The organism is Pseudomonas sp. NCHU5216, assembly GCF_052156495.1.
Lineage (GTDB): Bacteria > Pseudomonadota > Gammaproteobacteria > Pseudomonadales > Pseudomonadaceae > Aquipseudomonas.
Genome location: NZ_JBQLIX010000030.1, coordinates 1 through 24,970, shown reverse-complemented (window position 1 = coordinate 24,970; position 24,970 = coordinate 1). Strand labels below are relative to the sequence as shown.

The following is a 24,970-nucleotide window of genomic DNA, read 5'->3' as shown; positions in this document are numbered from 1 at the left end:
GACGCAGGGCTGATATTCGCTTGGCCATGGAACAAACCTGCGTAATGGATTCGAGAGAGTGAGAGGCGTCATCCATGCCGACAAAAGATAAAGCACAAAGCGCCAGCCAACTGATTCGTGGTTTCGAGCCCTATCAAGAGAAGAAGGGCGAGGAATACATGAGCGACCCGATGCGCGCTCACTTCACCAGCATCCTCAACAAGTGGAAGCTGGAACTGATGCAGGAAGTCGACCGCACCGTGCACCACATGCAGGACGAAGCCGCCAACTTCCCCGATCCGGCCGACCGCGCCAGCCAGGAAGAGGAATTCAGCCTGGAGCTGCGCGCCCGTGACCGCGAGCGCAAGCTGATCAAGAAGATCGACGAAACCCTGCAGTTGATCGAAGACAACGACTACGGCTGGTGCGAGTCGTGTGGCGTGGAAATCGGCATCCGCCGCCTGGAAGCCCGCCCCACCGCCACCCTGTGCATCGACTGCAAGACGCTGGCGGAAATCAAGGAAAAACAGATCGGTTCCTGATCTGTCGACGGGGCGCTCAGGCGCCCCGTTGTGTTTCTGGCTTCCGTTACTGACGCGCCATGACGAACACTGCCTATATCGGGCGTTTCGCCCCCACGCCCAGCGGTTATTTGCACTTCGGCTCGCTGGTCGCCGCCCTCGCCTCCTACCTCGATGCCCGCGCCGTTGGCGGCCGCTGGCTGCTGCGCATGGAAGACCTCGACCCGCCAAGGGAAATGCCCGGTGCCCAGGATGCCATCCTGCATACCCTGGAAACCTATGGCTTCGAGTGGGACGGCGAACTGGTGCGCCAGAGCGAGCGCCACGCCGAATACGCGGCGGTGATCGCCCGCCTGTTCGCCCAGGGCCTGGCCTACGCCTGCATCTGCTCGCGCAAGCAACTGGAAGGTTATGCCGGCATCTACCCCGGTTTCTGCCGCAACGCCTGCCATGCCGATGACGACGCGGCCATCCGCCTGCGCGTGCCGGAGCTGGAGTATCGCTTCAACGACCGCGTGCAGGGCGAGTTCGGCCAGCATCTGGGGCGCGAGGTGGGGGATTTCGTGATTCGCCGCCGTGACGGCCTGTTCGCCTATCAGCTCGCCGTGGTGCTGGACGATGCCTGGCAGGGGGTGACCGATGTGGTGCGCGGCGCCGACCTGCTCGACTCCACCCCGCGCCAGCTCTACCTGCAGGAGCTGCTCGGCCTGCCGCAACCACGTTACCTGCATGTGCCGCTGATCATCCAGCCGGACGGGCACAAGCTGGGCAAGAGCTACCGCTCCCCACCCCTGGCTGCCGACGAGGCCGGGCCGCTGCTGCTGCGCGCCCTGCGTGCGCTGGGCCAGCAGCCACCGGCCGAACTGCAGGGCGCCGCGCCTGCAGAACTGCTGGCCTGGGGCATCACCTACTGGGACGCCACCCGCATCCCCCGCAGCCGCACCCTGGCCGAAGCGCAATTGAGGTAGGGTGCGCTGCGCGCACCGATGACCACCAAGCGAACCGTGTACGGTCCCGGTGCGCACAGCGCACCCTAGGGTAAGCCTCAAGTTTGTGGCTTGAAGCGCGCCGCTTCCTTTACCATCGGGGCATCTTCCGACGAGTTGCCACATGTATATCTACCGACTGGTTCTGATCCTGGTGGTGGGGATCTATCTGTTCTCCCCGGCCATCATGGACTGGTGGATCGACCCCAACGGTGCCTGGTACCGGCCCTATCTGCTGTGGCTGATCCTCATCGTCGTCACCTTCATCCTGCAGAGCCAACGTGATGCCGATGAGCTTTAGTCTGAGCGAACTGGTGCTGATCAGCGCCGGCTACCTGCTGGCGCTGTTCGGCGTGGCCTGGGTCAGCGAGCATGGGCTGATCCCGCGCGCGATCATCCGCCACCCCCTGACCTACACCCTGTCGCTGGGCGTCTACGCCAGTGCCTGGGCCTTCTATGGCACGGTGGGCCTGGCCTATCAGTACGGCTATGGCTTTCTCGCCAGTTACCTGGGGGTGTCCGGGGCCTTCCTGCTGGCGCCGGTGCTGCTCTACCCCATCCTGCGCATCACCCGCACTTACCAGCTCTCCTCGCTGGCCGACCTGTTCGCCTTCCGCTTTCGCAGCACCTGGGCCGGGGCGCTGACCACCCTGTTCATGCTGATTGGCGTACTGCCGCTGCTGGCCCTGCAGATCCAGGCGGTGGCCGATTCGGTGGGCATCCTCAGCCGCGAGCCGCTGCAGGAGAAGGTGGCGCTGAGCTACTGCGCGCTGATCATCCTGTTCACCATCCTCTTCGGCGCCCGCCATATCGCCACCCGCGAGAAGCACGAGGGGCTGGTGTTCGCCATCGCCTTCGAGTCGCTGGTCAAGCTAGGGGCGCTGGGGATCATCGGTTTCTACGCCCTGTACCACGTGTTCGGCGGCCCGCGCGAGCTGGAGATCTGGCTGGTGCAGAACCAGGCGGCACTCTCCACCCTGCACACGCCGCTGCAGGAAGGCCCCTGGCGCACGCTGCTGCTGGTGTTCTTCGCCTCGGCCATCGTCATGCCGCACATGTACCACATGACCTTTACCGAGAACCTCAACCCACGTGCCATGGTCAGCGCCAGTTGGGGCCTGCCGCTGTTCCTGCTGCTGATGAGCCTGGCGGTGCCGCTGATCCTCTGGGCCGGCCTCAAGCTCGGCGCCACCACCAACCCGGAATACTTCACCCTCGGCCTGGGCATCGCGGTGGACAGCCCAACCCTGGCGCTGCTCGCCTACGTTGGCGGGCTGTCGGCTTCCAGCGGCCTGATCATCGTCAGCACCCTGGCGCTTTCAGGCATGGCGCTCAACCATCTGGTGCTGCCGCTGTACCAGCCGCCGGCCGAAGGCAATATCTACCGCTGGCTGAAATGGACGCGCCGCGCCCTGATCATCGCCATCATCATGGCCGGCTACGGTTTCTACCTGCTGCTCGGCGCGCAACAGGATCTGGCCAATCTGGGCATCGTCGCCTTCGTCGCTACCCTGCAGTTCCTCCCGGGCGTGCTCTCGGTGCTGTATTGGCAGACGGCCAACCGCCGCGGCTTCCTCGCCGGGTTGCTGGCGGGCATCAGCGTCTGGGCGCTGACCATGCTGCTGCCGCTGCTGGGCAATCTGGAAGGCTTCTACCTGCCGCTGTTCGACGTCATCTATGTGCTCGACGACGCCAGTTGGCACCTGGCAGCCATCGCCTCGCTGGCCGCCAACGTGCTGGCCTTTACCCTGGTGTCGCTGTTCACCGAAGCCAGCCCCGAGGAGAAGAGCGCCGCCGAAGCCTGTGCGGTGGACAACGTGCGCCGCCCGCAACGCCGCGAGCTGCTCGCCGTTACCCCGCAGGAGTTCGCCGCGCAACTGGCCAAACCGCTCGGCGCCAAGACCGCCCAGCGCGAAGTGCAACAGGCACTGCGCGACCTGCACCTGCCGTTCGACGAGAGCCGCCCCTATGCCCTGCGCCGCCTGCGTGACCGCATCGAGGCCAACCTCTCCGGCCTGATGGGGCCGAGCGTGGCGCAGGACATCGTCGAGACCTTCCTGCCCTACAAGTCCGGCTCCGAGGGTTACGTTACCGAGGACATCCACTTCATCGAAAGCCGGCTGGAGGATTACCAGTCGCGCCTCACCGGCCTGGCCGCCGAGCTCGACGCCCTGCGCCGCTATCACCGCCAGACCCTGCAGGAATTGCCCATGGGCGTCTGCTCGCTGGCCAAGGATCAGGAGATCCTGATGTGGAACCGGGCCATGGAAGAGCTCACCGAGATTCCCGCCCAGCGCATCGTCGGTTCGCGCCTGAGCGCCCTGGCCGAGCCCTGGCAGAGCCTGCTGCAGAACTTCATCGAACGCCCCGACCAGCACCTGCATAAGCAGCATCTGGCGCTGGACGGCCAGACCCGCTGGCTGAACCTGCACAAGGCGGCGATCAACGAGCCGCTGGCCCCCGGTAACAGTGGCCTGGTGCTGCTGGTGGAGGATCAGACCGAAACCCAGATGCTCGGTGACAAACTGGTGCACTCCGAGCGCCTGGCCAGCATCGGCCGCCTGGCCGCCGGTGTGGCCCACGAGATCGGCAACCCCATCACCGGCATCGCCTGCCTGGCGCAGAACCTGCGCGAAGAACGCGAGGCCGATGCCGAGCTGACCGAGATCAGCGGGCAGATCCTCGAACAGACCAAGCGCGTGTCGCGCATCGTCCAGTCGCTGATGAGCTTCGCCCACTCCGGCAGCCACCAGCGCAACGACGAGCCGGTGTGCCTGGCCGACGTGGCGCAGGATGCCATCGGCCTGCTGTCGCTGAACAAACGCAACTTCGACATCCAGTTCTACAACCTGTGCGACCCGCAGCATTGGGCCTATGGCGACCCGCAGCGCCTGGCCCAGGTGCTGATCAACCTGCTTTCCAACGCCCGCGACGCCTCGCCGCCCGGTGGCGCCATCCGCGTGCGCAGCGAGGCCAGCGAACATACCGTCGACCTGATCGTCGAGGACGAGGGCAGCGGCATTCCCAAGGCCATCATCGACCGCTTGTTCGAGCCGTTCTTCACCACCAAGGATCCGGGTGAAGGCACCGGACTGGGCCTTGCGCTGGTCTATTCGATCGTGGAAGAGCATTATGGACAGATAACAATCGACAGCCCGGCCGATCCCGAGCGCCAACTGGGCACTCGTTTCCGGATCACCCTGCCAAGGCATGTCGAGGCGACGTCCGTAGCGATGTAAACAGCGACAGAAGGGCTGCCACCGGCAGTCCCTCAAGTGACCGTCGAGAGACCGAATTGATGCCACATATCCTTATCGTCGAAGACGAAACCATTATCCGCTCTGCCCTGCGCCGCCTGCTCGAACGCAATCAGTACCAAGTCAGCGAAGCTGGCTCGGTACAGGAAGCCCAGGAGCGTTACAGCATCCCCAGCTTCGACCTGATCGTCAGTGACCTGCGCCTGCCCGGCGCCCCAGGCACCGAACTGATCAAGCTGGGGGAAGGCACACCCGTGCTGATCATGACCAGCTACGCCAGCCTGCGTTCGGCGGTGGACTCGATGAAGATGGGCGCCGTCGACTATATCGCCAAGCCCTTCGACCACGACGAGATGCTGCAAGCCGTCGCGCGCATCCTGCGTGACCGCCAGGAGGCCAAGAGCGCACCGGCACCAGCCGTGGCCAGCGCACCGCGTAGCGGCGCTGCCGAGAAGGCCGCGGACAACGCCAACGGCGACATCGGCATCATCGGCTCCTGCGCCGCCATGCAGGATCTGTACGGCAAGATTCGCAAGGTCGCGCCCACCGATTCCAACGTACTGATCCAGGGTGAGTCCGGTACCGGCAAGGAACTGGTCGCCCGCGCCCTGCACAACCTCTCGCGCCGCGCCAAGGCGCCGCTGATCTCGGTGAACTGCGCAGCGATCCCGGAAACCCTGATCGAGTCCGAACTGTTCGGCCACGAGAAAGGCGCCTTTACCGGCGCCAGCGCCAGCCGCACCGGCCTGGTGGAAGCCGCCGACGGCGGCACCCTGTTCCTCGACGAGATCGGCGAGCTGCCACTCGAGGCCCAGGCGCGCCTGCTGCGCGTGCTGCAGGAAGGCGAGATTCGTCGGGTTGGCTCGGTGCAGTCGCAGAAGGTGGATGTACGCCTGATCGCCGCCACCCACCGCGACCTCAAGACGCTGGCCAAGACCGGCCAGTTCCGCGAAGACCTTTATTACCGCCTGCACGTCATCGCCCTCAAGCTGCCGGCGCTGCGTGAGCGCGGGCACGACGTGATCGAAATTGCCCAGGCCTTCCTGGTGCGCCAGTACACGCGCATGGGGCGTGAGCCGCTGCACTTCGCCCACGATGCCGAACAGGCCATTCGTCATTACCCCTGGCCGGGTAACGTGCGCGAACTGGAAAACGCCATCGAGCGTGCGGTGATCCTGTGCGAAGGCTCGGAGATTTCCGCCGAGCTGCTGGGCATCGATGTCGAGCTGGATGATCTCGACGACGACGACTTCGACCTGGCCGCCATGGCCTCGGGCCAGGGCAACGCCAGCCACGAGCCCACCGAAGACCTGTCGCTGGAAGACTACTTCCAGCACTTCGTGCTCGAGCATCAGGATCACATGACCGAAACCGAGCTGGCACGCAAACTGGGCATCAGCCGCAAGTGCCTGTGGGAGCGCCGTCAGCGCCTGGGCATCCCGCGGCGCAAATCGGGCGCCACCAACGCCCCTTGACAAAGCTGCACGGTGACAGCCTGGCCAAACGGAGGTTCCGCAGGCTGTTACCGCTTCAATATTTCGTAACAGAAGCCGGGTTCAAAGGTAACGAAAAACCGGCTTTTTTTTCGCCCTCCCTGCCAACAGAATCCGCAAGCCCTTGATTTACAAGGATTTCAGAAAACTGGCACGGCATCTGCTTTATCTCTGGCACAACAACAATAACAAGCAGTGACCCATAACAAGAACAATACGTAACGACTCCAGAACAACAAGAACAACAAGGTACGGAGGCGCAGCTAACTGATTCTTTTGGAGAGGAGTTGCCGCGAGGGGTTCGCCCCTGCAGCCAGGCTGAGAACAACAAAACTGCCTTCAGGCAGCGCCGGAACTGGTTGGTAATGGCAACATCAGCGTCCAAAGAAATCCGTTTGCTATTGGCTCCCCGCTCTGGGGAGCACCCGGTAAGCCACGGCAAGCCGGGAAGGGCCGCACAACAAAAACAACAGGCTCTCAATAACAACAAAAAAGAAGCACGCACCAACTTGGGGGGGAGCTTAGGCTCCCCCAGTAGCTTCCGGTCTCCGGATCCCCGCCTGCCGCCCCTCTACACATCTTCTCCCGACACGATGCTAGAATCCGCTGCAATCATGCGGTCATCGTTTCGTCTGGCCGGTCACGCCTCCACACAGTGCATCCCATGCTGAAAAAGCTGTTTACGTCCTTTCGCTCGCCCCTGCGCCGTGCACCACGCCCTCGCAGCACGCCCGAAGTGCTGAGCAATAGCCAACACCCGCTCAAGCGTAACGAGATCAGCCGTCACGCCATCAGCGTCGTCGAGCGCCTGCAGCGCGCCGGTTATCAGGCCTATCTGGTCGGTGGCTGCGTGCGCGACCTGCTGCTGGACATCGATCCCAAGGATTTCGACGTGGCCACCAGCGCCACCCCCGAACAAGTGCGCGCCGAGTTCCGCAATGCGCGGGTGATCGGCCGCCGCTTCAAGCTGGTGCACGTGCATTTCGGTCGCGAGATCATCGAGGTCGCCACCTTCCGCGCCAATCACCCGCAGGGCGAGGACGAGGAAAACAGCAACCAGGCCGCACGCCACGAGAGCGGGCGCATCCTGCGTGACAACGTCTACGGCACCCTGGAAGACGATGCCCAGCGCCGCGACTTCACCATCAATGCGCTGTACTACGACCCAACCCAGGAACACATCCTCGACTACGCCCGTGGCATGCACGATGTGCGCAACCACCAGGTACGTCTGATCGGCGACCCCGAGCAACGTTACCTGGAAGACCCGGTGCGCATGCTGCGCGCGGTACGCTTCGCCGCCAAGCTGGATTTCGACATCGAGAAGCACAGCGCCGCACCGATCCGTCGCCTGGCGCCGATGCTGCGTGACATCCCCGCTGCACGCCTGTTCGACGAAGTGCTCAAGCTGTTCCTCTCCGGTTACGCCGAATACACCTTCGACCTGTTGCTCGAGCACGATCTCTTCGCCCAGTTGTTCCCGGCCAGCGGCGAGGCGCTCGCGCGCAACCCCGAATACACCGAGAAGCTGATCCGCGAAGCGCTGATCAACACCGACGACCGCATCCACGAGGGCAAATCGGTTACCCCCGCCTTCCTCTTCGCCGCTCTGCTCTGGCCTGCCCTGCCGGCCCGCGTGCTGCAGTTGCAGAGCAAGGGCATGCCGCCGATTCCCGCCATGCAGGAAGCCGCCCACACGCTGATCGCCGAGCAATGCCAGCGCATCGCCGTACCCAAGCGCTTCACCATTCCGATTCGCGAGATCTGGGACATGCAGGAGCGCCTGCCACGGCGCAGCGGCAAGCGTGCCGACCTGCTGCTGGAGAACCCACGCTTCCGCGCCGGTTACGACTTCCTCCTGCTGCGCGAACGTGCCGGCGAGGACACCGAAGGCCTGGGTGAGTGGTGGACGGAATATCAGCATGCCGCCGACAGCCAGCGCCGACAGATGATCCGTGACCTGGCCGGCAAGCCGGAAGCGGCAGGCAACGCGCCGCGCAAGCGCCGGCGTAGCGGTGGCCGACGCAAGCGTGGTGCCGAGAACACTGGCAGCGCCGAGTGATGGAACGGGTCTACATCGGCCTGGGCAGTAACCTCGAAACGCCCCGTCAGCAACTGCACAGCGCGCTCGCCGCCCTGGCCAGGCTGCCACAGAGCCATCTGGTCGCTCACTCTTCGCTCTATGCCAGCGACCCGCTGGGCCCGCCCGACCAGCCACGCTACGTCAATGCCGTGGCCGCGCTGGACACCGAGCTGCAGCCCTGGACACTGCTCGATGCCCTACAGCACATCGAGCAGGAACAGGGGCGCGTGCGCAAGGCCGAGCGCTGGGGCCCACGCACCCTGGATCTGGATATCCTGCTGTTCGGCCAACGCCTGATCGACGACGAGCGCCTCACCGTGCCGCACTACCACATGCAGGCTCGCCCGTTCGTGCTCTACCCGCTGGCCGAGCTGGCGCCCGAGCTGCTGCTGCCCGATGGCCGTGGCTTGCCCGAGCTGCTCGCCGCCTGCCCCTTTACCGGCCTGGAACGCCTGACCGATTAGAGCCCTGGCTGCGCGCCGCATGCAGCCAGGCGACTGCCCCATCGAGTGCATCCCTCTGGCATTGGCGGTAACGCCAGTAACAGGGCGGTAACACCTGCAATTGACTTCATGCCCCCCCATCGGGACTATAGGCGTCCCGTCGCCCGCTGCCGGGTGCACCTTTATGCCAATCCAGGCCGGATTGCTGCCGGTTAGAAGCCGTATACCAGGCCTGAGCGAGGACCCTTGAAATGCCTGACGTCACCCTGACCACCTTGCAGAGCTGCAAGCAAAACGGCGAGAAGATCGCCATGCTGACCTGCTATGACGCCACCTTCGCCCAGGTTGCCAGCCAGGCCGGTGTCGACGTGCTGCTGGTCGGCGACTCCCTGGGCATGGTGCTGCAGGGCCACGACAGCACCCTGCCGGTGAGCATCGCGGACATGGCTTACCACACCGCCTGCGTCAAACGCGGCAATCAGGGCGCACTGATCATCACCGACCTGCCATTCATGGCCTACGCCACCACCGAGCAGGCGTTGCTCAACAGCGCCGCGCTGATGCAGGCCGGCGCGCACATGGTCAAGCTCGAGGGTGCCGGCTGGCTGGCCGAACCCATCCGCCTGCTGGCCGAACGCGGCGTGCCGGTGTGCGCGCACCTGGGCCTGACCCCGCAGGCGGTGAACATTCTCGGCGGCTACAAGGTGCAGGGCCGTCAGGAAGCCCAGGCGCGGCAGATGCGTGCCGATGCCATGGCCCTGGAGCAAGCCGGCGCGGCCATGCTGCTGCTCGAGTGCGTGCCCAGCGAGCTGGCCGCCGAAATCACTCAGGCGGTGCAGATTCCGGTGATCGGCATCGGTGCCGGTAACGCTACCGATGGTCAGGTGCTGGTGCAGCACGACATGCTCGGCCTGTCGCTGTCGGGGCGCACGCCCAAGTTCGTGCGCAACTTCATGGACGGCCAGGGCAGCATTGCCGACGCCATCGCTGCCTACGTCAAGGCCGTCAAGGACGGCAGCTTCCCCGCTGCTGAACATGGTTTCTCCGCATGAACACCGTGACCACCCTGCGCGAGCTGCGCGCCGCCGTCGCCCAGGCTCGCGCCGAGGGCAAACGCATCGGTTTCGTGCCCACCATGGGTAACCTGCATGCCGGGCATGTCTCGCTGGTGCAGATCGCCGCTCAGAGCGCCGACTTCGTGGTTGCCAGCATCTTCGTCAACCCGTTGCAGTTCGGCCCCAGCGAAGACCTCGACAAATACCCGCGCACCCTGGCCGCCGACCAGGAGAAGCTGCTCGGTGCCGGTTGCCACCTGCTGTTCCACCCGGATGTCAGCGAGATGTATCCGCAGGGCATGGCCAGCCAGACGCGGGTGATCGTGCAGGGCGTGTCCGAAGGCCTGTGCGGTGCCAGCCGCCCGGGGCACTTCGAGGGTGTGGCCACGGTGGTGACCAAGCTGTTCAACATGGTGCAGCCGGATATCGCCGTGTTCGGCGAGAAGGACTACCAGCAACTGGCGGTGATCCGCACCCTGGTACGCGACCTCGACATGCCCATCCAGATCGTCGGTGCGCCAACCCAGCGCGCCGAGGATGGCCTGGCGCTGTCGTCGCGCAACGGTTACCTCAGTGCCGAGCAGCGCGCCGCCGCCCCGGCGCTGTACCGCGGCCTGCAAGCCATCGCCGAGGAGCTGCGCCGCGGTGCGCGCGATTACCAGCGCCTGATCGAGGCCGCCCAGGAACAACAGCGCCAGGCCGGCTTCGTGCCGGACTATCTGGAAATCCGCAACGCCATCAGCCTGCGTCCGGCCGTCATCGACGACCGTCACCTGGTGATACTGACCGCCGCACACCTGGGCAAGACACGCCTGATCGACAACCTTCTGGTTGAACTGCCGAGCCAGTAGCTGCATCCAAAGCCAGGCGGTTACACTTTCATGGCCCGGAACGAATCCGGGCCTTTTTGCTTTAGCGGATCAGGAGTTCAGATGGCCTACTATCAACAGCCTCACGACGTCACCAGCCTGCCCGCCTGGCAGGCCCTGCGCCAGCACCGCGAGGAGATGGCTGGTTTCAGCATGCGTGAGGCCTTTGCCAGCGATCCCCGCCGTTTCCAGCGCTTCTCCCTGGACAGTTGCGGCCTGCTGCTGGACTACTCGAAGAATCTGATCACCGAACACAGCCTGGATCTGCTCATCCAGCTCGCCGAGCAGGCGCGCCTGGGCGATGCCATCGAGGCGCTATATAGCGGCGAGCAGGTCAACGCCTCCGAGCAGCGCGCCGCCCTGCACACTGCCCTGCGCAGCCCGATAGGCCGGCGCCTGGAGGTGGACGGCGAAGACATCATCCCCGAGGTGCATCGCGTGCTGCACCAGATGACCGAACTGGTCACCCGTGTGCACAGCGGCCTGTGGCGCGGCTACAGCGAAAAACCGATCAAGGAAGTGGTGAACATCGGCATCGGCGGCTCCTTCCTCGGCCCGCAACTGGTGTCCGAGGCCCTGCGCCCCTTCACCCAGCGCGGCGTGCGCTGCCACTACCTGGCCAATATCGATGGCAGCGAGTTCCGCGAGCTGACCGCCCGCCTCGACCCGGAAACCACCCTGTTCATCGTCTCCAGCAAATCCTTCGGCACCCTGGAAACCCTGAAGAACACCCTGGCCGCGCGCGATTGGTACCTGGCCATGGGCGGCCCGGAAGAGGAACTGCACCGCCACTTCATCGCGGTGACCAGCAACCGCAAGGCGGCCGTCGAGTTCGGCATCCGCGAAGAGAACATCTTCCCCATGTGGGACTGGGTGGGTGGGCGCTACTCGCTGTGGTCGGCCATCGGCCTGCCCATTGCCCTGGCCATCGGCGTATCCAACTTCAAGGAATTGCTGGCCGGCGCCTACGCCATGGACGAGCACTTCACCCAGGCGCCACTGGCCGAGAACATGCCGGTGCTGATGGCCCTGCTGGGCATCTGGTACAGCAACTTCTGGGGTGCGCAGAGTCAGGCGATCCTGCCGTACGACCACTACCTGCGCAACTTCACCAAGCACCTGCAGCAGCTCGACATGGAGTCCAACGGCAAGAGCGTGCGCCAGGACGGCAGCGCGCTGGACATCGCCACCGGGCCGATCATCTGGGGCGGCGTTGGTTGCAACGGTCAGCACGCCTACCACCAGTTGCTGCACCAGGGCCGTCTGCTGGTGCCGGCGGATTTCATCGTCCCGGTCAACAGCTACAACCCGCTGTCCGACCACCACCAGTGGCTGTTCGCCAACTGCCTGTCGCAGGCCCAGGCGCTGATGCAGGGCAAGACCCGCGAAGAGGCCGAGGCGGAACTGCGGGCCAAGGGCATGGCGGAAGACGAAGTGCAACGCCTGGCGCCGCACAAGGTGATCCCCGGCAACCGCCCGAGCAACATTCTGGTGATGAACCGCATCGCCCCGTTCAACCTCGGCGCGCTGGTGGCCCTGTACGAGCACAAGGTGTTCGTGCAGAGCGCCATCTGGGGCATCAATGCCTTCGACCAGTGGGGCGTGGAGCTGGGCAAGGAAATGGGCAAGGAAGTCTATCAACGCCTCACCGGCGCCACTGCCGAGCTGGCCAACGATGCCTCCACCCAGGGCCTGATCGAGCACTTCCGCTCGCAACACCGCGGCTGATCGCAGGCATACACCTCAGCGACAGAAGCGCTGCCGATATTCCCCGGGCGTTACCCCCAACGCCCGGGAGAATGCCTGTCGCAGGTTGTATTCGTTGCTGAAGCCGCTGCGCTGCGCCACGCGCTTGAGCGAGGTCTCCCCCGCCTCCAGCAATTGGCAAGCGCATTCCAGACGCAGGTGCAGCAGCAGCCGAGCCGGCGTCAGCCCAAGTTCGGCCTGGCAATGCCGATGCAAGGTACGCGGCGACATGTTCATGCAGGCCGCCATGCTCTGCACATCCCAGGGGCCGGCCAGGGACTTGCGCAGCTCCGTCAGCAAGCCTTGCATCATGCCCTCGGCAGGCGCCTGCTGGGCCAGCAGCTCGGCACTGAACTGACGCTGCCCGCCGGGCCTTCTCAGGTACATCACCAGCCCCTTGGCCACCTGCAGCGAAACGTCACGCCCGTGGTCGTCCTCCACCAGGCTCAGACAAAGATCCAGCCCCGCCGTGACCCCAGCCGAGCTGTAGAAGGCCCCATCGCGGATGAACAGGCTGTCATGCAGAACCTCAACGCCCGGGTACAGCCGCTGCAGCAACTCGGCATAACGCCAGTGGGTGACCATCTTGCGGCCCGTCATCAAACCGGTCTGCGCCAGCAGAAAGGCGCCTGTACACACCGAGGCACAGCGTGCGGCCAGCGGCCCGGCCTCTGCCAGCCAGCGCGTGAGCGGCCCCTGCTGCAAGGCGCGCTGCACGCCGTATCCGCCTGCTACCAGCAAGGTACAGCCGACCAGTTGCTGCGGCTCCGGCAAGGGCTGGGTCGCCATCGCCAGCCCGCTGCTGGAGGCGATCAGACCACCCTGCTGCGATATCGCCTGCAACGCGTACGCCGGTCGACCAGTTGCCGGTAAATGCTCGTCCACCGCAGCGAACACGTCGGCAGGCCCGGTGGCATCGAGCAACTGAAACTCGGGAAATACCAACAGCAGAACCCTGTGCGTCATCGCTTCCACTCGGTCATCAATGGCAGGTTTTCACTCATTTATGACATATGCGCCAAGCATGCACACGACAAACTGATCGCCTCTTGCAGCCAAAGGAGCGGACTCATGTGCAAAAAATGGCCAATAGTCGGATTGTTGTGCCTGCTGTATTTCGCCGGGTACGTAAACGCCTCTGACGAACGACTGCCCACTTACCAACCACGCTTCGAGCGCGAACAGCCCGTGGTGGTCGTGCTTGCACAGAATCAGATGACGGAGCTGACTGACTTCGTGGTGCCGCTCGGCATTCTGCGGCGCGCCGGTGTGGCCAGGGTGCTGGCGGTGGCCACCGATCCGGGCCCGGTGCAATTGATGCCGGCTCTCAGCGTGCGTGCCGACACCAGCATCGCCGAGTTTCAGCGCGACTTCCCCCAGGGCGCTGATTACCTGATCGTGCCCGCCGTGCACGACAGCCAGGAGCCGCAATTGCTGAACTTCATCAGGCAGCAGGCGGCGCTGGGCGCGAGCGTCATCGGCATCTGCGATGGCGTGCTGCCGCTGGCGCATGCCGGCCTGCTGCAAGGGCGCCGTGCGACGGGTCACTGGTACTCACGCGAACAGCGTCTGAGCGACTTTCCCGGTACCCAGTGGCAGGAAAACCGGCGCTATGTGGTGGACGGCCCGTTGATGACCACCGCCGGCGTCAGCGCAGCCCTGCCAGCATCCCTGGCGCTGGTCGAAGCCATGGCCGGCACGGCCAAGGCGAGCACGTTGGCCCAGGAACTTGGTGTCAGCGCCTGGTCGCCCCGGCATGACAGCGAGGCGTTCGCCCTTGGCAGCCAAGGCTACCTGACGGCAGCGAGCAACTATCTTGCACTCTGGAAGCACGAAACCTTCGCCGTCAGCCTGCACCCCGCCATGGACGAGATCAGCCTGGCCCTGCGCGTGGATGCCTGGGCGCGCACCTTTCGCACTCAGGTGCTGGGCGTGGCCCGTGAGCCGGTATTCAGCGCCAGCGGGCTGGAGTTCATACCGCAGCGCACGCATGCCAGCGGCTTGCCAGAACTGACGGGAGGCACCATGAACGCCGCACTAACCCTCGATGAAGCGCTCGCGGCAATCGCCAGTCGTTACGGCACAGCGACCCGACGTCTGGTTGCGGCACAACTCGAATACCGGCCGCACGAGCAGGCTCGGCAGCATGTGGAAATGCTTAACAGGCCGTTGAAAAACGTAGGCGAGGCAGGCTGGCCTAGGCAAAAACAGCCGAAAAAGCGCAGTTTACGTGCTGTAAATGAGCATTTTGAGGCTGTTTTTAACGACGGCCAGGCAACGCAGGTAGTTTTTCAACAGCCTGTTAAGCCTTGAACCCAACACATGCCTGGGTGCACCCTTGTGATCGTTGCGGCCACACAATTACAAGGACCCCGCCATGTTCGAGATCACCCGCCATCCCGTACCCGATGCGGTGCGTCAGCGTGCGCACCTGGACAACGACGCCTACCTGCGTCTGTACAAGCAATCCGTCGAACAGCCCGAAACCTTCTGGGCCGAGCAGGCCAAGGCCTTCCTCGAATGGTTCAAACCCTGGGATCAGGTGCACGCCAGCGACCTCAAGCAAGGCCATGCCGAGTGGTTCAAGGGCGGCCAGCTCAATGTCGCCTACAACTGCATCGACCGCCATCTGGAAAAGCGCGGCGAGCAGGTCGCCATCATCTGGGAAGGCGACAACCCGGCCGAATCGGCGCACATCACCTACAACAAGCTGCACCACAACGTCAGCCGCCTGGCCAACGTGCTCAAGGATCGTGGCGTGAAGAAGGGCGACCGGGTGTGCATCTACATGCCGATGGTGCCCGAGGCGGCTTACGCCATGCTCGCCTGCGCGCGCATCGGCGCCGTGCATTCGGTGGTGTTCGGCGGTTTCTCCCCGGATGCCCTGCGCGACCGCATCCTCGATGCCGACTGCCGCACCGTGATCACCGCCGACGAAGGCGTGCGTGGCGGCAAGTACATCCCGCTGAAGAACAACGTCGACAAGGCCCTGCAAAGCTGCCCGGACGTCTCCACCGTGGTGGTGGTCGAGCGCACCCAGGGCGAGGTGGCCTGGGTGGAAGGCCGCGATATCTGGTACCACGAAGCCCTGCACACGGCGAGCAGCGACTGCCCCGCCGAGCCGATGGACGCCGAGGATCCGCTGTTCATCCTCTACACCTCCGGCTCCACCGGCAAACCCAAGGGCGTGCTGCACACCACCGGTGGCTACCTGCTCGGCGCGGCGATGACCCACAAGTACGTGTTCGACTACCACGAAGGCGACATCTACTGGTGCACCGCCGATGTCGGCTGGGTGACCGGGCACAGCTATATCGTCTACGGCCCGCTGGCCAACGCCGCCACCACGTTGATGTTCGAGGGCGTGCCCAACTACCCGGACGCCTCGCGCTTCTGGCAGGTGATCGACAAGCACCAGGTCAATACCTTCTACACCGCGCCGACCGCCCTGCGCGCGCTGATGCGCGAGGGTGAGGCGGCGGTCAAGACGACTTCGCGCTTGAGCCTGCGCCTGCTCGGCACGGTGGGCGAGCCGATCAACCCGGAAGCCTGGGAATGGTACTTCCACGTGGTCGGTGAAACCCGCTGCCCCATCGTCGACACCTGGTGGCAGACCGAAACCGGCTCAATCCTGATCACCCCGCTGCCCGGTGCCACCGACCTCAAACCCGGCTCGGCCACCCGCCCCTTCTTCGGTATCCAGCCGGTGCTGCTGGACGAACAGGGCAAGGAAATCGACGGCCCCGGCAGCGGCGTGCTGGCCATCAAGGCGAGCTGGCCGAGCCAGATCCGCAGTGTCTATGGCGACCATCAGCGCATGATCGACACCTACTTCAAGCCCTACCCCGGCTACTACTTCACCGGCGACGGCGCGCGCCGCGACGAAGACGGCTACTACTGGATCACCGGCCGCGTGGACGACGTGATCAACGTCTCCGGCCACCGCATCGGCACCGCCGAGGTGGAAAGCGCCCTGGTGCTGCACGATGCAGTGGCCGAAGCGGCGGTAGTCGGCTACCCGCACGATGTGAAGGGCCAGGGCATCTATGCCTACGTCACCCTGATGAATGGCCAGGAGCCTTCGGAGGAACTGAAGAAGGAGCTGCTGAGCCTGGTCGGCAAGGAGATCGGCAGCTTCGCCAAGCCGGAGCTGATGCAGTGGGCGCCGGGCCTGCCCAAGACTCGCTCGGGCAAGATCATGCGCCGCATCCTGCGCAAGATCGCCTGCAACGAGCTGGAGAACATGGGCGACACCTCCACCCTGGCCGACCCCAGCGTGGTCGACAGCCTGATCGAGCAGCGACTCAATCGCTGAACCCACCGTAGGGTGCGCCGTGCGCACCAGGTCACTCGCCGCAGCGTATGAAGGTGCGCGCGGCGCACCCTACGAATCTCCGCCTTGCGTCTGCCGAGCCGAGGTTCGACACTGCGCGCCATGGAAAGCCTACGCCGTCATATCGAACAACAGGTGCATAGCCTCACCGGTGCCTCGCTGGGTGTGCTCGACCTCGATCAGCCACATGGCGACGCCGGCCTGTTCGGCCCGCAGTCGATGGTCTGGAAGGTGCACGCCGACTTTACCGCGATGATGGTCGGCGGCGTCTCCGCCCTGCTGCTGCAGATGCTCCACCCGCTGGCGCTGGCTGGCGTGTGGGATCACTCCAACTTTCGCCAGGACATGCTCGGCCGCCTGCGCCGTACCAGCCTGTTCATCGCCGGCACCAGCTATGGTGGCCGAGACGATGCCGAACGGTTGATCGACAAGGTACGCACCATTCATCTTCAGGTGGTCGGCCATGCGCCGGATGGGCGAGCCTATGCCGCCAGCGATCCCGAGCTGTTGACCTGGGTGCATGTCTCGGAGGTCAGCCAGTTTCTCGCCGGCTACCTGCGCTACGTCGACCCGCAACTGCCCGCACAGGAGCAGGATCGCTACTACCGCGAAGTGGCGCTGATCGCCGAGCGCCTCGGCGCGCAGGAGGTGCCCAGGTCGCGCCAGGCCATCGCCGATTATCTGCAACGCATGCGCCCACAATTGCTCTGCGACGCCCGCACCCGCGAAGTGGTCAGGCTGCTGTACGCCGCACCAGCGCCGAACCACCTGACCAAACCCTTCGGCAAGCTGATGATGCAGGCCGGCATCGACCTGCTGCCGGACTGGGCCAGTGACCTGCTGGGTGAACACCAGGCGGCCTGGCAGCGCCCGCTGATACGCGCCAGTGTGCAACGCACCGCCAGCGTGCTGCGCTGGGCCATGCGCAGCAGTGCCGCGCAGCGCGCCCGCAAGCGCTTGGAACCATAGGCAGCGTGGCTGGTCGGTCACGCTGGGCTATGCGACCATCGGCGTCTTTCCGGTCATTGTCTGAACCGAATCGAGGATCTGCACATGCAAGACGTCGTCATCGTTGCCGCCACCCGCACCGCCATCGGCAGTTTCCAGGGCAGCCTGGCGGAGATTCCCGCACCCGAGCTCGGCGCCATCGTTATCAGGCGCCTGCTGGAACAAACCGGCCTCGACACCGCCCAGGTCGATGAAGTGCTCCTCGGCCAGGTGCTCACCGCAGGCTCCGGCCAGAACCCCGCACGCCAGGCCGCGATCCGCGCCGGCCTGCCCCATGCCGTACCGGCCATGACCCTGAACAAGGTCTGCGGCTCGGGTTTGAAAGCCCTGCACCTGGCGGCCCAGGCCATTCGCTGTGGCGACGCCGAGGTGGTCATCGCCGGCGGCATGGAGAACATGAGCCTGTCACCCTATGTGCTGCCGAAAGCGCGTACCGGCTTGCGCATGGGCCACGCTCAGATGCTCGACAGCATGATCGTCGACGGCCTGTGGGACGCCTTCAACGACTACCATATGGGCATCACTGCAGAGAATCTCGTCGAGAAGTATGGGATTTCCCGCGAAGCCCAGGATGCCTTCGCCGCTGCCTCGCAGCAGAAGGCCGTGGCCGCCATCGAGGCCGGGCGCTTCGATGCCGAGATCACCCCGGTGCTGATCCCGCAGCGCAAGGGTGACCCCATCGCCTTCGCCCGTGACGAGCAACCGCGTGCTGGCACCACCGCCGAGTCCCTAGCCAAGCTCAAACCGGCGTTCAAGAAAGACGGCAGCGTCACGGCCGGCAACGCCTCCAGCCTCAACGACGGCGCCGCTGCGGTGCTGCTGATGAGCGCAGCCAAGGCGCAAGCACTGGGCCTGCCGGTGCTGGCAAAGATTGCCGGCTACGCCAATGCCGGCGTCGACCCGGCGATCATGGGCATCGGCCCGGTATCCGCCACCCGTCGCTGCCTGGACAAGGCCGGCTGGAGCCTGGCCGAGCTGGACCTGATCGAAGCCAACGAAGCCTTCGCCGCTCAAGCGCTGGCAGTGGGCCAGGAGCTGGGCTGGGATGCCGACAAGGTCAACGTCAACGGCGGAGCCATCGCCCTCGGCCACCCCATCGGAGCCTCAGGCTGCCGCGTGCTGGTGAGCCTGCTGCACGAGATGATCCGCCGCGATGCGAAGAAAGGCCTGGCCACCCTGTGCATCGGTGGCGGCCAAGGCGTGGCCCTGGCCATCGAGCGCGTTTGAGCGCCAGGCAATAGTCGCCGCTGAAGCGCCTCCCACATCGCCCGCCTGGCGCCTGTGGGAGGGGCTTTAGCCGCGACGGCTTTTTCAGGCCAGCGCACGGCCCTTGTAGGAGCGAGCTCTGCTCGCGAAGCTCGCGGCACCACCCGCGTTCGCGAGCAGAGCTCGCTCCTACACGATGGTGGTTTCTCGGAGCCAACGACTTTTCTTGATAAACTGCTGGCCTTCCTTTTTCCGAGACGCCGCGCATGCCCTCTCTTGACCAGGCGCTGCGCGCCGCCCTCGCCGCCCGTGAAAACCTGCTGGCCGAACTGCACGCCCAGGGCACCGACTGCTACCGCCTGTTCCACGGCAGCCAGGAAGGCGCGCCAGGTCTGACCGTCGACCGCTACGGCCCGCAGCTGCTGGTGCAGAGCTTTCATCAGCCACTGCCAGCCGACGACCTGCAGACCATCGCCAGCACTGTCGAGGCCCATCTCGGCCAGACGCTGCTACTGATCTACAACGACCGCTGCAAAGGCAATTCGCGCATCGACCGCGACCCGGCGTCATTCCAGGCCGAAGAAGCAGCGCTGGCGGATATGGTCGGCCACGAGTGGGGGCTGAATTACCGCGTGCGCGGCCGCCATGCCGGGCAGGATCCGCTGCTGTTTCTCGACCTGCGTAACGCCCGTGGTTGGGTCAAGGCCAACAGCGCCGGCAAGTCCGTGCTCAACCTGTTCGCCTACACCTGTGGCGTCGGCCTGTGCGCGGCAGCCGGTGGGGCACGCGAGGTGGTCAACCTGGACTTCGCTCAGGGCAACCTGGCCGTGGGTCGCGAGAACGGCATGCTGAACCCCGAGTTGCCGGCCATGCAGTTCATCCAGTCCGACTACTTCCCGGCCATACGCCAGTTCGCCGACCTGCCGATCAGCAGCCGTCGCGGGCAGAAACTGCCGAGCTACCCACGCCTGCAGCCACGTCAGTTCGATCTGGTCTTTCTCGACCCGCCGGCCTGGGCCAAGAGCGCCTTTGGCACGGTGGATCTGCTGCGCGATTATCAGAGCCTGCTCAAGCCGGCCCTGCTGAGCACCGCCGAGGGCGGCACCCTGGTGTGCTGCAACAACCTGGCGAAGGTGCAGATGGAGGATTTTCGCGCCCAGGTGCTGCGCTGCGCCGAGAAGCTTGGCCGCCCCGTGCGCGATTGCCAGGTACTCGCCCCAGCGGCGGACTTCCCCTCGCACGATGCCAGGCCACCGCTGAAAACCCTGATCCTGCAGCTCTAGCATCGCCAGGCAGGTCACGACCGGAACTGGATGGCCGTGCCATACTCCAAGTCGTCTCCCCGTCCGGATAGATGACGCCTTGCCATGCCCAAAGGACTGAAGCGCGCACTGAGCGCCCTGTTGATCGCCGTTTTTCTCTACAGCCTGATCGGCTTTCTGATTCTGCCGGGCATCGCCCTGCGCATCGCCAACCAGCAACTCGCCCAGTACGCCAACGTGCCGGCCAGCCTGCAGCGTGTGCAGTTCAACCCCTTCAGCCTGGAACTCAGCCTCTGGGGGCTACGCATCGGTGCAAGCGAGCAGGAGGATCTGCGCGTGCAGCGCCTGTACGCCAACCTGCAGGCCGACAGCCTCTGGAGTGGCGCCCTGCACCTGGCCGAGGTGGAACTGCAAGGCGCGCATACGGCGGTGCTGTTCGACAAGGAAGGCAAGCTCAACCTCGCCCACCTGTTCCGCCTGCCCGAGAGCGATTCACAGCAGCCGCCCAGCGACAGTCAGCCCTTCCCGCTGCGCATCGACGATCTGCGCCTGCAGGAAAACGCCCTGCGCTTCCAGGATCTGCGCCCCAGCGAACCCGTGGAGTTCGCCTACGACGCCCTGAACCTGCACCTGCGCAACCTCAGCACCCTGGCCGGCGACGATGCCGAGATGACCCTGACAGCCAGCGGCCCCTACGGTGCACGTATCGACTGGCAAGGCCAGCTCAGCCTGACGCCGGCCATCACCTCCAGCGGCAGCCTGAAGATCAGCGACGGCCACCTGAGTACCTTCTGGCCCTATGTGCGCGACGCCGTGCCGCTGGTGCTGAAAGAAGGCCAGATCGATCTGGCCGGTGACTACCAACTGGATCTGAGCAGCAGCACCGAGCTGCAACTGAGCAAGGTCAGCGCCCACTTGGCCCCCTTCGCCATCGACGACCCACAAGGCAAGCCGCTGGTGCGCCTACAACGCCTGGACATCGCCGACAGCCGCCTGGATCTGGCCAAGCAGCAGGTGCTGATCGGCCAGGTGCGCAGCCAGGGCCTGGAGGCCTGGGCCGCACGCGAAGCCGATGGCGAGCTGGACTGGCAGAAGCTGTTCAGCAAGCCACAGGGCAGCGAGGCCGAAGCGAGCGAGAAGCCACAAGAGCCAGGCCAGCCCTGGCAAGTGCGCCTGGCCGATGTGCAACTGCGTGACTACAAGGCCCACCTCGCCGACCGCGCCCCCGAACAGGACGTGGCAGTGGATGTCGGCCCACTGAACCTCGACCTCGCGGATTTCGACAGCCTCGGCGACAAGCCCTTCACCTTGCGCCTGGATACCGGGGTGGGCAAACAGGGCAAGCTGCAGGCCAAGGGTGAAGTCCAGCTCAAACCCACCACGGCCAGGCTCAAGGTCGCCACGCAAGACCTCGACCTGCGCCTGGCCCAGGCCTACCTGAGCCCCTTCATCCGCCTGGAACTGCGCAGCGGCCTGCTCGGCAGCGACCTCGACGTCCAGCTCGACGGCACCACACCCCTGGCCCTGAGCGTGACGGGTGACGCCCACATCGACCAGTTGCATACCCTCGACACCCTGCGCGAACGCGACCTGGTGCGCTGGAAGCAGGTGCGGGTCAATGGCATCGCCTATCACCACGGCGAGAGCCTGGCCATCGAGCGGATCGAGCTGGATCAGCCCTATGCGCGTTTCATGATCAACGAAGACCGCAGCACCAATCTCAGCGAACTGATCGTGCCACAACCGACCGCCTCGAAAGAGGATTCAGGCAAGGCGCTGGCCGTGCACATCGGCGGCATCGCCATCAATGGCGGCTCGGCCAACTTCGCCGACTTCAGCCTGACCCCCAACTTCGCCACTGCCATCCAGCAGCTCGACGGTCAGATCGGCACCCTCGACAACCAGCGCCCGCTGGCCGCCAGCGTCGACATCACTGGCAAGGTCGACCGTTATGCGCCAGTCAGCATCAAAGGCAAACTCACCCCCTTCGATCCGCTCAACAGCCTGGATATCGCCACCCGTTTTCGCAACGTCGAGCTGACCACCATCACCCCCTACTCCGGCAAGTTCGCCGGCTATCGCATCCGCAAGGGGCGCCTCAATCTCGACCTGCACTACCGCATCGAGAAAGGCCAACTGAATGCCGATAACAAGGTGCTGGTGGAAAACCTGCAACTGGGCGAGCGGGTCGATAGCCCCGATGCCGTCGACCTGCCAGTGCGCCTGGCGGTGGCCCTGCTCAAGGACACCCAGGGGCGCATCTCCATCGAACTGCCGGTCAAGGGCAACCTCAACGACCCGCAGTTCAGCGTCATGCCGGTGGTCTGGCAGACCCTGCGCAATCTGGTGCTGCGCGCCGCCCAGGCGCCCTTCAAGTTCGTTGCCGGGCTGGTGGGCGGCAGTGGCAACATGGATCTGAGCACCGTGCCCTTCGCCGCTGGTTCCGCTGAATTGTCCGGCGATGCCCGCCAGGCACTCGATACCCTGGCCAAGGCCCTGCAGGAGCGCCCGGCCCTGCGCCTGGAGGTGGAGGGCCAGAGCGCACAGCGCGCCGATGGCCCCTTGCTGGCCGAACAGCGCCTGCAGCGGGAATTCCGTACGACCTGGTACAAGGTGCTGCAGCGCCGCGGCGACAAGGTGCCGGCCAGCCCCGACGAGCTGACGGTAAACGAAGACGAACAGGCCGCCCTGCTCGAAGGCATCTATCGTTCGCGCCTCAAGCAGCAGCCACCTGCGCAATGGGCTGAGCTGGACGAAGCACAACGTCTGCAGATGATGCGCCAGGCGGTGCTGGACTCCTGGGCGAAGAGCCAGTTGCTGCTACGCCAACTGGCCCAGCAGCGCGCCGCCGTGATCAAGGATTATCTGGTGGAACAGGGCCATCTGAGCGATGAACGGGTCTACCTGATCGATGTCAACCTGACAGAGCCCCAAGCCGATGGCCAGGTGCTCACCGCCCTGCATCTGGACAGCCAATGAACATGCGCAGATCAGTCTTACCGACCTTCGCCACCCTGCTCCTGCTCGGCAGTGCCGCGCAGGCCGACACCCTGCGCTGCGGCAGCCAACTGGTGAGCCTGGGCGATCGCGCCTTCGAGGTGGAGCGCAAGTGTGGCGCTCCGGTGTACCGCGACCCCATCGGCTATACCCTGGGCCCCTACGACCGCCGCGAGTACCGGATCGAGGAGTGGGTCTATGGCCCGAGCAATGGCATGCTCAGCATCCTGCGCTTCGAGGGTAACCGTCTGGTCGAGATCGAACGCCGCCGTGAACGCTGACCCGGAGCCCTCATGCACGCCCTGAAATACCTGCCACTGCTGCTGTGCCTGCCGATGCTGGCGCAGGCGTCCTCCACCTATCGCTGCGGCAGTGCCCTGGTCAGCAAGGAGGCGCCGGCCAGCGAGGTGCTGAACAAATGCGGCGAACCCGTCAGCCGAGACTTTATCGGCTACAAGGAAGTGATCGACGACTATGGCTTTCGCAACGAGGTCAGCGTCGAGGAATGGATCTACGGGCCGAACAATGGCATGTACCATTTCCTGCGCTTCGAGGGCGGCCGCCTGAACGAGATACGCAGCAAACGCGGCCAATGAGCTTGCCAACGAAAAGCCCCGCCGGGTGTGTCCCGACGGGGCTTTTCTGCAATCCGTGTGTGGCTGCGCGTCAGAGCTTGTCGCTGAAGTCACGCAGTTCCTGCTGGGCCTTCTCCTTGCTCCAGCCATAACGCTCCTGCAGCTTGCCGACCAGGTAGTCGCTGTGGCCCTCGGCCACGTTGACGTCGTCATCGGTCAGGTTACCCCAACGCTCCTTGATGCGACCGCTGAGCTGCTTCCATTTGCCTTGGATGATGTCACTGTTCATGTTCGGCCTCCGTCAGGGCCGGGCCATCGGGCCCGGCCGCTGTGCTGATTCAGTTGGCGGTTTTCAGGGCTTCTGCGGCAACGTCCTTGACCCCATCGACCTCCTTGGCCTTGGCGACCGCCAGATCGCGCTCGGCATCGGTGGCAACCACGCCGGACAGGGATACCACGCCCTGGTTGGTCTCGACCTTGATATCCAGGCCGCTGAGATCCTTGTCAGCGATGAAGATGGATTTGACCTTGCTGGTGATCCAGGTATCGGATACGGCCTGTTCGGCCTTGTCCACGGTGTCGTTGGCCGCGAGCATGGTCGGCTGGGCGAAGGCCGCCGAGGCGAGCGTCAGGCTCAGAGCTGTCGCGGTCAGGGTAGCTACGGCAAAACGATTGATGGACTGTTTCATGATTTGACTCCTGTACATTCCAGATGATCTGCAAACCATCTCCGGGTTGCAGGTTCACTGTAACTATCGCAATGCCTGTGCCAGTTTTTTGAAATTGCAAAAATCCTTATAAATCAATGATTTGAAACTTATCGTGGAATAGGCCGATCTTGCATTTCGCCGATATGCGTCCTTTCGCTCGGGCAGCCTGCACGATACCGAAATGCCATCTACGGTTCTCTTGGAGACGAAAAAGGTTCTTCGCGGTTTAGGGAATGCTTGGTTGATACCGGACTGGCAATACTGTCTTGGTTGTTCTGGTGTCAGTTCCGAATTGCCGCGTTTTTGCTGGTGTTTTGGTTTCGCCCTCCCGGGCGAGTCACTTTTGCGGGCAAAAGTAACCAAAACCCTACGCCCGATCATCCGGCCCTGGCTGCGCCAGGGTTCGCTCACTCCATCATCGCTCCAGAGGCCCGCCGCGGTGGGCCA

Annotated in this window: 22 protein-coding genes; 18 read left to right on the top strand and 4 right to left on the bottom strand. The window is 64.6% G+C overall.

Annotated elements, in window-relative coordinates:
• Positions 1-74: 74 nt before the first annotated feature.
• The 10 genes from dksA to pgi all read left to right on the top strand — a co-directional run bounded on the left by dksA (position 75) and on the right by pgi (position 12,414).
• A complete protein-coding gene (gene dksA / locus ACSVIK_RS18760) occupies positions 75-521 on the top strand; it encodes an RNA polymerase-binding protein DksA (RefSeq protein WP_322980911.1) in 447 nt (148 codons plus the stop codon).
• 59 nt (positions 522-580) lie between these two features.
• A complete protein-coding gene (gene gluQRS / locus ACSVIK_RS18755; RefSeq protein WP_442445745.1) occupies positions 581-1,468 on the top strand; it encodes a tRNA glutamyl-Q(34) synthetase GluQRS in 888 nt (295 codons plus the stop codon).
• Between the two features lie 142 nt (positions 1,469-1,610).
• A complete protein-coding gene (locus ACSVIK_RS18750; protein WP_003244646.1) occupies positions 1,611-1,787 on the top strand; it encodes a hypothetical protein in 177 nt (58 codons plus the stop codon).
• The gene (locus tag ACSVIK_RS18745; protein WP_442445744.1) at positions 1,771-4,725 is read left to right on the top strand and encodes a sensor histidine kinase; all 2,955 of its coding nucleotides are present in this window, start codon (positions 1,771-1,773) and stop codon (positions 4,723-4,725) included. Before ACSVIK_RS18750 ends, ACSVIK_RS18745 begins: the two co-directional genes overlap by 17 nt.
• Before the next feature lie 59 nt (positions 4,726-4,784).
• Complete coding sequence (locus ACSVIK_RS18740) at positions 4,785-6,218, top strand: sigma-54-dependent transcriptional regulator (protein ID WP_442445743.1); 1,434 nt, start codon at positions 4,785-4,787, stop codon at positions 6,216-6,218.
• A gap of 682 nt (positions 6,219-6,900) precedes the next feature.
• Positions 6,901-8,298 (top strand): polynucleotide adenylyltransferase PcnB, encoded by a 1,398-nt coding sequence (locus ACSVIK_RS18735; protein ID WP_442445742.1) that lies wholly within the window; start codon positions 6,901-6,903, stop codon positions 8,296-8,298.
• Entirely contained in the window at positions 8,298-8,783 is a 486-nt protein-coding gene (gene folK / locus ACSVIK_RS18730) for a 2-amino-4-hydroxy-6-hydroxymethyldihydropteridine diphosphokinase (protein ID WP_442445741.1), read from the top strand. The genes ACSVIK_RS18735 and folK overlap by 1 nt, the downstream gene beginning before the upstream one ends.
• A 230-nt stretch (positions 8,784-9,013) precedes the next feature.
• Positions 9,014-9,814: a 3-methyl-2-oxobutanoate hydroxymethyltransferase gene (panB, locus tag ACSVIK_RS18725; protein WP_442445740.1), complete on the top strand. Its 801-nt coding sequence runs from the start codon at positions 9,014-9,016 to the stop codon at positions 9,812-9,814.
• Positions 9,811-10,668, top strand: coding sequence for a pantoate--beta-alanine ligase (panC, locus tag ACSVIK_RS18720; protein ID WP_442445739.1), 858 nt, complete (start codon positions 9,811-9,813; stop codon positions 10,666-10,668). Before panB ends, panC begins: the two co-directional genes overlap by 4 nt.
• Positions 10,669-10,749: 81 nt before the next feature.
• Positions 10,750-12,414, top strand: a complete 1,665-nt coding sequence (gene pgi, locus ACSVIK_RS18715; protein ID WP_442445738.1) for a glucose-6-phosphate isomerase — start codon at positions 10,750-10,752, stop codon at positions 12,412-12,414.
• A 15-nt stretch (positions 12,415-12,429) separates the two neighbouring features.
• On the opposite strand, the gene ACSVIK_RS18710 is transcribed toward pgi, so the two are convergent.
• Positions 12,430-13,398 carry a GlxA family transcriptional regulator gene (locus tag ACSVIK_RS18710; protein WP_442445737.1) on the bottom strand — a complete coding sequence of 323 codons (969 nt, stop codon included), beginning with the start codon at positions 13,396-13,398 and terminating at the stop codon, positions 12,430-12,432.
• A gap of 105 nt (positions 13,399-13,503) precedes the next feature.
• On the opposite strand from ACSVIK_RS18710, the gene ACSVIK_RS18705 reads away from it, so the two are divergent.
• The 8 genes from ACSVIK_RS18705 (at position 13,504) to ACSVIK_RS18670 (ending at position 23,834) form a co-directional block, all read left to right on the top strand.
• Positions 13,504-14,745, top strand: coding sequence for a DJ-1/PfpI family protein (locus tag ACSVIK_RS18705; protein ID WP_442445786.1), 1,242 nt, complete (start codon positions 13,504-13,506; stop codon positions 14,743-14,745).
• A 64-nt stretch (positions 14,746-14,809) separates the two neighbouring features.
• The gene (gene acs, locus ACSVIK_RS18700) at positions 14,810-16,747 is read left to right on the top strand and encodes an acetate--CoA ligase (RefSeq protein ID WP_442445736.1); all 1,938 of its coding nucleotides are present in this window, start codon (positions 14,810-14,812) and stop codon (positions 16,745-16,747) included.
• A gap of 120 nt (positions 16,748-16,867) precedes the next feature.
• Positions 16,868-17,734 carry an oxygenase MpaB family protein gene (locus tag ACSVIK_RS18695; RefSeq protein WP_442445735.1) on the top strand — a complete coding sequence of 289 codons (867 nt, stop codon included), beginning with the start codon at positions 16,868-16,870 and terminating at the stop codon, positions 17,732-17,734.
• Positions 17,735-17,818: 84 nt separating this feature from the next.
• Positions 17,819-19,000 carry an acetyl-CoA C-acetyltransferase gene (locus tag ACSVIK_RS18690; protein WP_442445734.1) on the top strand — a complete coding sequence of 394 codons (1,182 nt, stop codon included), beginning with the start codon at positions 17,819-17,821 and terminating at the stop codon, positions 18,998-19,000.
• A gap of 245 nt (positions 19,001-19,245) precedes the next feature.
• Complete coding sequence (locus ACSVIK_RS18685) at positions 19,246-20,262, top strand: class I SAM-dependent rRNA methyltransferase (RefSeq protein WP_442445733.1); 1,017 nt, start codon at positions 19,246-19,248, stop codon at positions 20,260-20,262.
• Between the two features lie 84 nt (positions 20,263-20,346).
• Positions 20,347-23,220 carry a DUF748 domain-containing protein gene (locus ACSVIK_RS18680; RefSeq protein WP_442445732.1) on the top strand — a complete coding sequence of 958 codons (2,874 nt, stop codon included), beginning with the start codon at positions 20,347-20,349 and terminating at the stop codon, positions 23,218-23,220.
• Positions 23,217-23,519, top strand: a complete 303-nt coding sequence (locus ACSVIK_RS18675) for a DUF2845 domain-containing protein (RefSeq protein WP_442445731.1) — start codon at positions 23,217-23,219, stop codon at positions 23,517-23,519. The genes ACSVIK_RS18680 and ACSVIK_RS18675 overlap by 4 nt, the downstream gene beginning before the upstream one ends.
• A 12-nt stretch (positions 23,520-23,531) precedes the next feature.
• The gene (locus tag ACSVIK_RS18670; RefSeq protein ID WP_442445730.1) at positions 23,532-23,834 is read left to right on the top strand and encodes a DUF2845 domain-containing protein; all 303 of its coding nucleotides are present in this window, start codon (positions 23,532-23,534) and stop codon (positions 23,832-23,834) included.
• Positions 23,835-23,904: 70 nt separating this feature from the next.
• Here ACSVIK_RS18670 and ACSVIK_RS18665 read toward each other — a convergent pair whose 3' ends face one another.
• From ACSVIK_RS18665 to ACSVIK_RS18655, 3 genes are all read right to left on the bottom strand, one after another.
• Positions 23,905-24,102 (bottom strand): CsbD family protein, encoded by a 198-nt coding sequence (locus tag ACSVIK_RS18665; RefSeq protein ID WP_442445729.1) that lies wholly within the window; start codon positions 24,100-24,102, stop codon positions 23,905-23,907.
• A 49-nt stretch (positions 24,103-24,151) separates the two neighbouring features.
• Positions 24,152-24,502: a BON domain-containing protein gene (locus ACSVIK_RS18660; protein WP_268181626.1), complete on the bottom strand. Its 351-nt coding sequence runs from the start codon at positions 24,500-24,502 to the stop codon at positions 24,152-24,154.
• Positions 24,503-24,565: 63 nt separating this feature from the next.
• Positions 24,566-24,970 (bottom strand): hypothetical protein (locus ACSVIK_RS18655; protein WP_442445728.1); only part of this gene is annotated, 405 nt, incomplete at its 5' end.